The organism is Vibrio sp. Y20_XG_PY13, from assembly GCF_024181925.1.
Taxonomy (GTDB): Bacteria; Pseudomonadota; Gammaproteobacteria; order Enterobacterales; family Vibrionaceae; genus Vibrio; species Vibrio parahaemolyticus.
On the sequence record NZ_JAMZAL010000002.1, the window covers coordinates 529,418 to 542,424 of the forward strand.

The following is a 13,007-nucleotide window of genomic DNA, read 5'->3' on the forward strand; positions in this document are numbered from 1 at the left end:
CTATTGTTGTTGTGTTGACAGTCTACTGAGTCTCGATAAACTGTCAACACAACACAAAATAACAAAGTTTACATATGTTTATTTTTCAATCTCAGTTATTATTGGAATCGCACATGGATCTCGCCTTCGACCGCCAGCATATCTGGCATCCTTACACTTCGACATTGACACCTCTGACCTGCTACCCAGTGGCCTCAGCAAATGGTGTACACATTAAATTGGAAGATGGGACAGAGCTTGTCGATGGCATGTCTTCTTGGTGGTCGACTATCCACGGCTATAACCATCCCCACCTAAATCAAGCGGCGCACCAGCAAATCGATCAAGTGTCACATGTCATGTTTGGCGGGATTACCCACCAGCCTGCAATCAGTTTGTGTAAGAAGTTGCTGTCCCTCGCACCAAATAACCTTGAACATGTATTCCTTGCCGATTCAGGTTCCGTTGCCGTAGAAGTAAGCTTAAAAATGGCTCTGCAATATTGGCATGCGAAGGGCGAACGCCGACCGAAGTTTCTTACTTTGCGCCACGGTTATCACGGCGATACGTTTGCGGCGATGTCGGTTACCGATCCTGACAACTCAATGCACTCTCTCTACAAAGGCTTTTTACCTGAGCATATCTTTGCGGAGTCACCAACTTGTGGTTATTGGGATGAGTGGAAGCCAGAAGACCTTGCTGACTTTGAAGACAAGATTGACTCGCACCATCAAGAGCTTGCAGCGGTGATCCTAGAGCCTATCGTTCAAGGTGCGGGCGGCATGCGTATCTACCATCCAGAATTTCTCAAAGGCGTGCGTAGGCTTTGTGATAAATATGACTTGTTATTGATTACGGATGAAATCGCAACAGGGTTTGGACGCACAGGCAAATTGTTTGCCTGTGAACATGCAGATGTTCAACCAGACATTCTGTGCGTCGGCAAAGCACTCACTGGCGGCTACATGACCCTTTCAGCGACGCTGGCGAGTAAACATGTCGCTGACACGGTTTGTGGTGGTGACGCAGGTTGTTTCATGCACGGACCAACCTTTATGGGTAATCCCCTCGCCTGCGCTGTAGCAACGGCGAGTTTAGAATTGATCGAACAAGGTGACTGGCAGCAGCAAACCCAGCAAATCGAAATGCTGTTTTCTGAATTACTGCCAAAACTTGAAGAATACGACTTGGTGAAAAACACCCGTTGGTTGGGTGCCATTGGCGTCGTAGAAACGCATCGCCCAGTGAATATGGAAACCATCCAAGCACTGTTTGTTGAGCACGGTGTTTGGATTCGTCCATTTGGCAAACTGATTTATATGATGCCGCCATTCATCAGCAAACCAGAAGATATTGAAAAGTTAATTAATGCGATTGATGCAGCGTTGCAACGTAAAGACTGCTTCGCTTCATAGTTCAACTCAACACGAAAACGGTTTGAGTATGAGACTCAAACCGTCTCTTTATTTACAAGAACAGCAAAGCTATCGAAGTTGACTGTCTTTACTCGCTCGTCGATTAAATAATGCTTGGCGTTGAGACACCAATTCGATTGTTGACTGACATTCGATACAAAGACGAACACCTTTCATTGCAACTCGACGCGCTTCAGGTATCTCGTCTCCACATTCATCACAATAGTGAGCACTTTCGCCCCCTTTAATATTGCCACGAACACGGGAAATCTCGTCGTCGATGGTATTTTGAATTTGTTGGCTAACGCTATCGTCATTTGCCCACCCTACGGCCATAAGCCCTCCTCGTTACTTGAATGAGAAAATCTACTTACCGTGGTAAGGTGGACGATTATATCGATTACAAATAACAAGATAATTAGGGTGAATTAGAAAACACTATTACACCCTGGTAATAATTATGCATTCAACTACTCTGTGCTCTCTTTGAAAAGCAATGCAAGGTTACTAATACTCCCTTCTTCACACTCAAAATACTCTGTTTTCCCTGACTGCCTAAAAGTAACACTGAGTGTTCTCTGTACCTCATTAAACTCCTCGCTAAAGTACTCACTGACTAATATGACACGTTCACCAATACTAAATTCCAGTGACTTTTCATCCACTAACGCTCGGTGATAGTGTCTAACGTGATAATCTTGAGGTCTTATCCATTGGGAAAGCTGACTTCGATTGGCAATAAACTCTTTAAAGTGAAGCCCTTCCTTATCTTGGTCTATCGATATACTAAGCTTCGTAGTTTGGCTTACCGTGCATTCAAAGACTTTTCTAGGCGGAGTGTCTGCGAGAGCAAACGTGCTCACCATGGCAACAGCTAAGAACCAAATAACCGCCATGAGTTTCATTACCATTCAGCCAGCACAGTAAATGAAGCTTGCTCAGACATGCGAGTTAATACATATCCGTGTGAAGAAGAATACGAGCCACTAAGTACACTATTTTCTTTCTCAATAACGATATCCTCGATGCCGTCAGCGTTGTAATCACCTTTTGCTACAACCGTGATGACTTGAAAACCACCGGTCGCGTCGAAGTACTCTGCTCTCACTTCACTGACGACTCGAGTACTTTGGATATGGTCTGCTTCATCCCAGGTTGGTAGTGTCTTTACTTTCTCCTCACTTTCGTCAGATATAACAAAAGCAAGTGCACTTGGAGCGAATTTAGGAAAGTTATCGTCTAACTTCAATTTCGATATAAATGAGCGCTTAGAGGCAGCTAACTTTGCCATCTCACTCCATGTTTGACACTGCATTAAATACGCTTTAAACGCGCCGTATTCATAGGCTTTGGCCGCAGTAAAACCCGCCAAGTTTGCTGTAGTCAGGTCTTTGCAATTAGATACCGATTTTGTTTCGCCAGATGTACGACTCAACTCAAGCTCATATCCCCAGTCGAATGAATTGCGCATATCTATATTTTCTTGGGAAGGCTGCGCTATTTCGCGTGCGAAAAAGAGGTCGGTTCGCTCACTATCTAGATATTGAGGCTGGATAAGTCTACTTGCGATAACACTCTCGCTAACGAGCAAGGTAAGAGGAAAAATAACAAGCAAAGAAAGATGATTTAATGGCATAACGTTTAACAACAAGGACAAATAAGGCCGTTAGCTTGTCATTTTAAAACCGCTTAGAAAATATCATTTATCACATCCTGTCAAATTCTGGGCGAGCTCTTCACTATTGCGTGCGCTATCTACATAACAACGTATTTTCACTCGACGCAGATAACAAAAAACCCAGCGCTGAGGCTGGGTTTTGGTGTTCTAGTGGCTAATGAATTAACCGATGTGCGTTGCGCCGCCCATGTACTTCTGAAGTACTGCAGGGATTGCAATGCGACCGTCTGCTTCTTGGTTGTTTTCTAGGATAGCAACCATGGTACGACCAACTGCTAGACCAGAACCGTTTAGCGTGTGTACAAGCTCAGGTTTCTTCTCGCCTTTACGACGGAAACGCGCTTGCATACGACGAGCTTGGAAGTCCCACATGTTAGAACATGAAGAGATTTCACGGTAAGTTTCTTGAGCAGGAACCCAAACTTCTAGGTCGTAAGTTTTACGAGCGCCGAAGCCCATGTCGCCTGTACATAGAACGACTTTACGGTAAGGAAGTTCAAGAAGTTGTAGAACTTTCTCAGCGTGACCTGTTAGCTCTTCTAGCGCGTTCATTGAATCTTCTGGCTTCGTGATTTGTACTAGCTCAACTTTGTCGAACTGGTGCATACGAATCAGACCACGAGTATCACGACCGTATGAACCCGCTTCTGAACGGAAACATGGCGTGTGTGCTGTCATCTTGATAGGTAGATCCGCTTCGTCAGTGATAGTGTCACGAACTAGGTTCGTTACTGGTACTTCTGCTGTAGGGATTAGAGACAGTTTACGTGGCTCTTCGTCGTTTACTTTTTCCGCTAGAGGCTCAGTGTGGAAAAGATCTTTACCGAACTTAGGAAGCTGACCAGTACCGAATAGGCTGTCAGAGTTCACTAGGTAAGGTACGTACATCTCTGTGTAGCCATGTTCTTCTGTATGAAGATCTAGCATGAACTGAGCAATTGCACGGTGTAGACGAGCAAATTGACCTTTCATCACGATGAAACGTGCGCCAGTGATCTTAACTGCACTTGCGAAGTCTAGACCGCCACCCATTTCGCCTAGGTCAACGTGGTCTTTCAAATCGAAGTCGTAAGTCTTAGGCTCACCCCAACGAGAGATTTCAACGTTGTCATTTTCGTCTTTGCCATCTGGCACTTCATCTGCTGGGATGTTTGGTACAGAAAGCGTGAATTCGTCTAGTTGAGCCATTACTTGCTCAAGTTCAACTTTCTTCGCGTCAAGATCGCTACCTAGAGTACCGATTTGTTTCTTGATCTCTTCTGCGCCTTCTTTGTCGCCAGCCGCCATTTTTTGGCCAATTTGCTTGGAGATGGAGTTACGCGTGGATTGTAAATTTTCTACTTCTACTTGAATGGACTTACGTTGTTCTTCAAGTTTACGAATAGTCTCTACGTCTAGCTTAAAGCCACGACGCGCCAGTTTAGCAGCTGTTTCATCCAGCTCTGTACGAAGTAATTTAGAATCCAGCATTGTTAATCCTATGCTTTTTGTTGTGAAATCACGCGCACTTTCCAAGCGTACGCGTTAAAAAAATTTACTGAACAAATGTATCCAAAAACGCCTACTTTTCATAGCGCTTTTGTTGGCTATTTGCGTCTAATTTAGCCAAGTAATCTAACTTTTCGCCGATTTTGGTTTCTAGACCGCGATTTGTCGGCTGATAGTACTTACGATCCGCCATTTCTGGTGGCAAATATTGCTCACCCGCTGCATAAGCACCCGGCTCGTCGTGAGCATATCGATATTCTGCGCCATAGCCCATGTCTTTCATCAGACTGGTGGGTGCATTACGCAAGTGATGCGGCACTTCATATTCAGGAAAGTTATGTGCATCAGTGAGCGCTTGTTTCCAAGCAACATAAACGGCATTACTCTTTGGAGCGCACGCGAGATAAACAATTGCTTGAGCAATCGCACGCTCACCTTCTGCTGGACCAACGCGTGTAAAACAGTCCCACGCGGAGAGTGCAACTTGCATGGCTCTAGGGTCCGCATTGCCGACATCTTCCGATGCTATCGCAAGTAATCGGCGGGCAATGTAAAGTGGGTCACAACCTGCAGCTATCATACGAGCAGCCCAATACAAAGCGGCATCTGGGTTTGATCCACGAATAGATTTGTGCACAGCGGAGATCAAATCGTACCAAATGTCGCCTTTATTATCGAAGCGAGAGACTTTCTCCCCGGCTACTTCAGCAAGCAGTTTGAGTGTTATCTCTTTTTCACCCTGCGCATTGTCCTCTGCCATATCGTAGAGAAGTTCAAGGTAGTTAAGCGACATGCGAGCATCGCCGTTCACCAACTCGGCTAGACGGTCTAACACATTATCAGCAAAGTTCGCTGGCGTATCGCCCAGGCCTCGTTCTTTGTCGTTAATCGCTTGATTTAGTGCGAGTGAGATCTCTTCTTTATCCAGTGAAGTCAGCTTGTAGACTCGAGCACGAGACAACAATGCGTTATTCAGTTCGAAAGATGGGTTCTCTGTCGTTGCGCCAATAAACGTGACAGTTCCATCTTCAATATGTGGTAAGAAAGCATCTTGTTGCGATTTGTTGAAGCGATGAACCTCATCCACAAACAAGATGGTGCGGCGACCCGCCATTTTGTTCTCGCGCGCTTTTTCAATTGCAGCACGAATCTCTTTCACACCAGACGTCACCGCAGACACGCGTTCAACTTCCGCATTGGCGTAATTAGCAGCGACTTCCGCTAACGTGGTTTTACCTGTACCAGGAGGCCCCCAAAGGATCATTGAGTGGACATGGCCAGCCTCTAACGCGCGACGCAGGGGTTTACCCGGGCCAAGAATGTGTTGCTGACCGATGTACTGCTCAATAGTTTGCGGTCTCATACGAGCAGCAAGGGGACGAAAATCTTCGTCCCCCGAGAAATCTAATGTGTAATTACTCACTACCTATTAATTCCTTTGATCGTCCACTTCCACGCCTTTTGGAACTGTGAACGTAAATCTGTCTGCTTTTGGTTTGCCAAGCTTAACATTACTGAATGTAAAGAGCCCTTTCTGACCATCTTGCTCGATGACGTTAAAGCCTTTCACTACGCCTTTCGCGTCAATATTGATCTGGAACTGACCTTGAGTAGAGTCTACTGCGGTTGGGATAAGCGTAAATTCATTCCCTTTCTGGGAGATCTTATAATTATCCCAATCACTTGCTCTGTTGCGAGTTAAGAGCACAAATGGTGTTTGCTCGGTCGCTTGCTCTTGCCAGTAAATGCTAACTTGCTCAATAAACGGGCTGTAGTACCACAAAGTTTTACCGTCTGAAACCAACAAGTTCTCATCTGGGAATGTCGTGCTCCAACGGAACAGGCTTGGACGAGCGATTTCAACCGAGCCTTCCCCTTCCATGACCGTTTCCCCTTCTGGGCTGATCACTTGCTGAGAGAAATCGGCACTGAAGCCCTCATTCATCGCGAGGCGTTTGTTCAGTTCATCTTTTGGAGAGGCTGCATTTGCAACAGAGAAGAAAGAAATGCTTAAAACTAGCGCTGAGAAAAGTTTCGCTGAAAATCGTTTTTTCATTCAGATACCTATCAGAGGGTCAAAGACCTAAAGTTACTCACCTCAGTTGGACTAAGGTGAGTAAAACAAGTTCATTAATCTTTTGGTGGCGCAGGAGCCAAGACTTCACGGTTACCATTGTGACCCGGCGCACTAACGATGCCTTGAGCCTCAAGCTGCTCGACAATTCGTGCGGCACGGTTATAGCCGATTTTGAATCGACGCTGCACGCCAGAAACCGAACCACGGCGCGACTGAACCACGTGCTCAACAACCTGATCAAACAATGGATCCATCTCTTCATCTGATTCCATTTGTTCGCCCGGAAGCAAACTTTCTGGGCCTTGGTCACCACTGATGATTTCATCGATGTAGTTTGGCTTACCTCGCGCCTTCCAGTTGTTCACCACAGCATGTACATCATCATCCGACGCAAATGCGCCGTGAACACGAATCGTATGGCTAGAACCTGGAGGCAAGTACAGCATGTCACCCATACCAAGTAGCGATTCCGCGCCGCCTTGGTCAAGGATAGTACGCGAGTCCGTCTTCGTTGATACAGTAAACGCCACGCGTGTTGGAATGTTTGCTTTAATCAGACCGGTAATAACGTCAACCGATGGACGCTGAGTTGCAAGAATCAAGTGAATACCAGCCGCACGCGCTTTCTGAGCCAAACGAGCAATCAGTTCTTCAACCTTTTTACCCACAACCATCATAAGGTCGGCAAATTCGTCAACAACAACGACGATGTATGGCAATTTCTCAAGCAACGGCGGTTCTGTATCCATACTGTCGCCTTCTTGCCAGAATGGATCGTGAATTGGGTGGCCGGCTTCTGCTGCCATCTTCAACTTCTCGTTAAAGCCTTTCACGTTACGCACACCCAGTGCCGACATCAGTTTGTAACGGCGTTCCATTTCACCCACACACCAACGTAGAGCATTGGATGCGTCTTTCATATCAGTAACAACTTCGGCAAGAAGATGAGGGATACCTTCGTAAATAGAAAGCTCCAACATTTTCGGGTCGATCATAATGAAGCGTAGATCTTCTGGAGAAGCTTTGTAGAGCATACTCAAGATCATGACGTTTACACCGACCGACTTACCTGAACCTGTCGTACCCGCAACAAGTACGTGAGGCATTTTAGCGATGTCAGCAATGACAGCTTCACCCGCGATATCTTGACCAAGTACCACCGTCGTTGGCGATTTAGCTTGCTCAAATTGAGGGCTGCTGATGACATCTGACAGATAAACCGTCTGACGACTCATGTTTGGCAACTCAAGACCGACATAAGGTTTGCCTGGAATCACCTCTACAACACGTACCGCCATCGCAGATAGAGCACGCGCCAAGTCCATAGACAGACCAGAAATTCGACTTACTTTCACACCTGGCGCCAAATCGAGCTCGAATCGAGTGATGACTGGGCCTGGGTAAATGCCGACTACGTCAGCTTTAATTTTGTAGTCTGCAAGCTTGCTTTCGACTAAACGCGCGACTTGCTCAAGCGCTTCACGATCGATGAAGTTTTCACGTTTTTCCGGATGGTAAAGCAATTCAAGTGTTGGCAGCGGCTCTTCTGGCACTGGTAAATTCTGTTCTTGCTTCATCAAGAATGGGTTTTGCGTCGCGGCAACTTTTGCTTGCGCGCTGGATACCATGCTTTGGAATGCGGCAACATCTTGATCGCCATCTTGCACTTCCTCAACCTCAACTTCTTGTGGCGCTGGTTCAAACACTACACTCGGCTCAGGTGTCTGTTCTGGTTGAATTTGAGAAACCGATTGTGGTTGAACTATAGGTTGAGGCTCTGGTGAACGCGACTGAGGTTGAGGAGCAACATATGCCTCCTCTTCATCTACTACATCAAAATCAGAGATGGTTGGTTCAATATGTTCACTTGGCTCAGCGTGGTCGGTAATGTCATCAAGCGCACGAGTGTCAATAACAGGCTCTTCGTGTGGCGTTGGTTCCACATGGAGTTGCTGTTCTTGCTGAGCAGCAAACTGTTCATACTCTTCATAGCTTGATTCTCGTTGAGGCGTATCGTGTTCAACAACCTCTTCATGCTTGGCTTGCACCTGTTCTTGATAGACTGCGTTTGTATCCGCATAAGATTGGCTTGTTTGTTCTTCTGACGCCCAATCATCTGCTTGCTGCGCTGCAGCTTCCAACTCTTCGATGGTTACATTCAGCTGCTTGGTACGCTCAACCATTGGGTCCACGTTATCTGTGCTGACCGCTTTAAGTTGTGGTTCTGGTTCAACATACGTTAGCGTCGCATTTACTGCCGCAACTCGTTGAGTTTGGGGCTCTGGCGTCGGTTTTACCGTAGACGTTTCTGATTTGGCTTGCGGCATATATATAGGATATTCGTGTACTGCCGCTTTCTCTTTTGGTTCTTCAACTTCGTAAGCCGTTAAGTGAGGAAGCGTCTCATCGTCTTGTTGATCGTCTTCAACGTGTTTTGTTGATACTTTATCCTCAACAAACTCATCAAGCTGAGGCTCTAGCGTCTCTTGTTCTGAACCTCTGAACTTATTCGCGATGGCAGCCAATACCGCTAACGAGCGATCACCAAGCCATTCGACGATGTTCAGCCAAGAAATCCCCGTAAACAGAGTAAAACCAGCCCCCCACAGAAATAGAAGGACGAGTGTTGTACCCAGTACATTCAACGTCGGCAAAGCAAGGCTTGATAGAACATCGCCTACTACACCGCCCGATGAGAAGTACCAAATATCATCGAAGTTAATATCGGCAAGGCCGCAACTGGTCATGATAAGAACAGTTAGGCCCAGTAAACGGGTTCCCCACAGCATAAAATCAATTGGCTCATCTTCCCCTCGCTTACGACAAATCACCCACGCAGCGGCAGCCAGTAGGAAAGGAATCGGATAGGCGAGAGAGCCAAAAGTGAAAAATAGAGTGTCGGCAAGCCATGCGCCAAACAGGCCACCAGCGTTATCGATCTCCCCACCCCATGCAGTTTGGGACCAAGATGGATCAGCTGGACTAAAGGTAAATAGTGCTACAGCGAGCAATACCGAGCTAAGAACGCCAACGATAAAGCAGCACTCTTTTAAGCGTTGGAAGCCATTTAAGCGTGAAGACTGAGGCTCTTCACTGGTTTTAATGATGGTTTCGACTTTCTTTGCGTTCTCTTTGAACATAAATCAACTTGAATATGGAAATGAAATAGGAATTTGCAAAACATTCCGAGCGGCATCAAGCCGCTCGGTAAATTGATTTAACCATATCAAAGAGAAAAACCCAATTACTCTATGGCGAAAGCGGAAGCATATACCGCTTTCTTTGCAAGAAATTAACGAGTTTTAATCACAAGCTGGTTAGATTGTTTCACTTCTTCCATAACTACGTAGGTGCGAGTGTCATTTACGCCAGGTAGACGTAGTAACGTATCGCCAAGTAGTCGACGGTAAGCACCCATATCAGATACACGGGTCTTTAGAAGATAGTCAAAGTCACCTGAAACTAGATGACACTCTTGAATGTCGTCTAGCTTTTGAACAGCTGAGTTAAACTGTTCAAACACATCTGGCGCACCACGGTTTAACGTAATCTCAACGAATACCAGTAGTGATGCATCTAGGAACTGCGGATTAAGTAGCGCAGTGTATCCTGTGATGTAGCCTTGACGCTCTAAGCGACGCACACGCTCCAAACATGGCGTTGGAGAAAGTCCTACACGTTTTGAAAGCTCAACGTTTGAAATACGACCGTCTTTCTGCAGTTCATTAAGAATGTTGCGGTCGATACGGTCTAGTTCCTTGGACGGCTTTTTATAGTTGTCTGCCATTTTTTATTCCACCTTATTACTTCCTTGCAAAAAAATATACTACAACTTTTTAATATTTGGTGCCAAATTTTACAAACCTATAACTATACTAGTTACAAATTCGACAATAACACCCTACAAATAGTTTTTACAACCATTATAGAAAGAGGATACAGGATGATCATTGGCGTACCTAAGGAAATCAAGAACCACGAATACCGTGTGGGTATGATCCCTGCCAGCGTGAGAGAACTCATCTCACATGGCCACCAAGTTTTAGTTGAGACCAATGCAGGTGCCGGCATTGGTTTTTCAGACGATGATTACATCGCCGTCGGCGCATCCATTCTCCCTCATGCTGCAGACGTTTTCGCGCAAGCAGACATGATAGTAAAAGTAAAAGAACCCCAAGCAGTTGAGAGAGCAATGCTCCGCGAAGGGCAAATTTTATTTACTTATTTACACCTAGCACCAGATTTTCCACAAACTGATGAGCTAATCAAGAGCAAAGCTGTCTGTATAGCCTATGAGACTGTAACAGATAATATGGGTCGTTTGCCACTGTTAGCACCAATGTCAGAAGTGGCAGGTCGGATGTCTATCCAAGCGGGTGCGCAAACGTTAGAAAAATCACACGGTGGTCGTGGTTTACTTCTTGGCGGCGTACCTGGTGTTGAGCCTGCTAAAGTCGTTATCGTTGGTGGTGGTGTCGTTGGTGCAAACGCAGCTCGTATGGCTGTTGGCCTTCGCGCAGACGTAACAATTCTTGACCGCAACGTAGACACTCTGCGTAAACTGGATGAAGAATTCCAAGGGCAAGCGAAAGTCATTTATTCTACAGAAGACGCTATCGAGAAGCATGTTCTAGAAGCAGACCTTGTTATTGGTGCAGTTCTAATCCCAGGCGCGGCAGCTCCGAAACTGGTAACAAAAGAGCATATTGCTAAGATGAAGCCAGGCGCAGCAATCGTTGACGTAGCTATCGACCAAGGTGGTTGTTTCGAAACATCTCACGCGACAACACACGCCGAGCCTACTTACGTGGTTGATGATGTCGTTCACTACTGTGTAGCAAATATGCCTGGTGCAGTTGCACGTACTTCAACTTTCGCATTGAATAATGCCACTCTCCCTTACATTGTGAAACTTGCAAACAAAGGCTATCAACAAGCTCTTCTGGAAGACAAAGGCTTCCTAGAAGGTCTAAACGTGATTCACGGTAAAGTCACTTGTAAAGAAGTTGCAGAAAGCTTTGACCTTGAATATGTAGATCCTGAACAAGCTATCGCCATGTTCAACTAACAACAAAATTAAGCAATTTTGTCACGTTTTGTTTACAAAAGCCCACAATAAAGTGGGCTTTTTCATATAGTCGATTTAGATATAAAAAATAACTAATTCTTATATGCACAAATTAAAATATTTCTCGGCGTAACTGATTTAGGGCAAAACTCTGCCAATCTAACACGATAACCACGTTCTTCAAGATAAAGCACTTTGTCTAATGCGAGCCAGATCTCCAAAGGTCGCTGAAAAACCAGTTGCACTAAGCTCATCCTTTCCATATGCCAAAAACGTTTTATTGCCCGCTTTTCAAACTCGGCAAAGTCAATCGCTTGGTTAATCTCGATACCTTTTTCTTTCGCAGCCCAGAGACACAATGCCTCAAAACCATCACTTAACTGTGATTTTCGAATGCTTGGCACGGGTTGATACTCATCAACTCCCAAAATCTCACGTGTCAGTAAATCAAAACCAAGCCTGAATACCATCTCTTGTTGACGATGGCGACGCACACGTTCACCGCCTGTCACCGTCTGTTGCAATGGAATGCGCAGTTCATGCTTAGACAAAATGAGTTCAGACGCTCGTACTGATTGGGATAACGCTTGGTACGTCTCGCTTTGAATCAAATGATAACAGCAAGGTGAAATCGTCATCGCCGCGATGCCGGCTTCACTTCCATATTCCATCAACCGAACATGAAGGTCACCACAAGCATGCAGTGCGACAGCATGTTGCGTGGGTTTGAATACTGCCTTGTTTTGAGGATCAAACGCGTCACCTTGGATAAAGGTCATTTTCCAATGATGTTCATTCGCGGCTTGTTGGCCGGAGTCGCATAACGCTTGTTGATATTCAAAACTGGTCACTGGTTGATCGGTTTGCGTGGTTAAGATCCGACCTAAGTATCCTTTACCCGAGCACCACTCTAACCATTGCTCACCTTGATGAGATTGAATCGCTGCCTCCCCCATCGCTGTGATCTGTTCTAGCTTGCGCCCTGGGATTCCACTGTCTAACCCTCTTTCTAGCGCTAGGCCATCTAATGCCATCGACTCTAACTGTGTATGCCTAAGTAAGGATGGTAAATCTGGCAAAAACACACTGATTTCAGCCAACGCAAGGTCTGGGTCAGCTTTGAGAGTTTCTATTTGAGAGGGAGAAAGCGATTCTAACCATTGGCAAAGCTGAGGGTGTGTTTCCTGCCAAGGTAATGATGGTTGAATGCTACTTTGAAATGGCTCGAATCGCCATAATGGTTGATTCTCAATTAAGCAGTCATTAATAAATTGAAATTGCGTTTGCATAGCTCCCCCTACA

11 protein-coding genes are annotated in these 13,007 nt (G+C 45.7%); 2 read left to right on the top strand and 9 right to left on the bottom strand.

Annotated elements, in window-relative coordinates:
* Nucleotides 1–113: 113 nt before the first annotated feature.
* Entirely contained in the window at nucleotides 114–1,394 is a 1,281-nt protein-coding gene (gene bioA, locus NL646_RS07510) for an adenosylmethionine--8-amino-7-oxononanoate transaminase (RefSeq protein WP_253664048.1), read from the top strand.
* Nucleotides 1,395–1,463: 69 nt separating this feature from the next.
* On the opposite strand, the gene NL646_RS07515 is transcribed toward bioA, so the two are convergent.
* From NL646_RS07515 to lrp, 8 genes are all read right to left on the bottom strand, one after another.
* The gene (locus NL646_RS07515; protein ID WP_021449297.1) at nucleotides 1,464–1,730 is read right to left on the bottom strand and encodes a DksA/TraR family C4-type zinc finger protein; all 267 of its coding nucleotides are present in this window, start codon (nucleotides 1,728–1,730) and stop codon (nucleotides 1,464–1,466) included.
* 134 nt (nucleotides 1,731–1,864) lie between these two features.
* Nucleotides 1,865–2,305 (bottom strand): hypothetical protein, encoded by a 441-nt coding sequence (locus NL646_RS07520; protein ID WP_031777588.1) that lies wholly within the window; start codon nucleotides 2,303–2,305, stop codon nucleotides 1,865–1,867.
* Nucleotides 2,299–2,865 carry an ATPase gene (locus NL646_RS07525; protein WP_226056634.1) on the bottom strand — a complete coding sequence of 189 codons (567 nt, stop codon included), beginning with the start codon at nucleotides 2,863–2,865 and terminating at the stop codon, nucleotides 2,299–2,301. Before NL646_RS07525 ends, NL646_RS07520 begins: the two co-directional genes overlap by 7 nt.
* Nucleotides 2,866–3,234: 369 nt before the next feature.
* Entirely contained in the window at nucleotides 3,235–4,542 is a 1,308-nt protein-coding gene (gene serS / locus NL646_RS07530; RefSeq protein WP_005495761.1) for a serine--tRNA ligase, read from the bottom strand.
* Nucleotides 4,543–4,633: 91 nt separating this feature from the next.
* Complete coding sequence (locus NL646_RS07535; protein ID WP_301339292.1) at nucleotides 4,634–5,923, bottom strand: replication-associated recombination protein A; 1,290 nt, start codon at nucleotides 5,921–5,923, stop codon at nucleotides 4,634–4,636.
* A gap of 66 nt (nucleotides 5,924–5,989) precedes the next feature.
* Nucleotides 5,990–6,616, bottom strand: a complete 627-nt coding sequence (gene lolA / locus NL646_RS07540) for an outer membrane lipoprotein chaperone LolA (protein WP_017448307.1) — start codon at nucleotides 6,614–6,616, stop codon at nucleotides 5,990–5,992.
* A gap of 74 nt (nucleotides 6,617–6,690) precedes the next feature.
* Complete coding sequence (locus NL646_RS07545) at nucleotides 6,691–9,777, bottom strand: DNA translocase FtsK (RefSeq protein ID WP_253664050.1); 3,087 nt, start codon at nucleotides 9,775–9,777, stop codon at nucleotides 6,691–6,693.
* Between the two features lie 152 nt (nucleotides 9,778–9,929).
* Nucleotides 9,930–10,424 carry a leucine-responsive transcriptional regulator Lrp gene (gene lrp / locus NL646_RS07550; RefSeq protein ID WP_005378234.1) on the bottom strand — a complete coding sequence of 165 codons (495 nt, stop codon included), beginning with the start codon at nucleotides 10,422–10,424 and terminating at the stop codon, nucleotides 9,930–9,932.
* Between the two features lie 156 nt (nucleotides 10,425–10,580).
* Here lrp and ald point away from each other — a divergent pair, with 156 nt between their 5' ends.
* On the top strand, nucleotides 10,581–11,705 hold the full coding sequence (gene ald / locus NL646_RS07555) for an alanine dehydrogenase (RefSeq protein ID WP_005459904.1): 1,125 nt from the start codon (nucleotides 10,581–10,583) through the stop codon (nucleotides 11,703–11,705).
* A gap of 92 nt (nucleotides 11,706–11,797) precedes the next feature.
* Here the strand turns inward: ald and NL646_RS07560 are convergent, their stop codons facing one another.
* Nucleotides 11,798–12,994, bottom strand: coding sequence for a methyltransferase (locus tag NL646_RS07560; RefSeq protein WP_140354120.1), 1,197 nt, complete (start codon nucleotides 12,992–12,994; stop codon nucleotides 11,798–11,800).
* Between the last annotated feature and the right edge of the window lie 13 nt (nucleotides 12,995–13,007).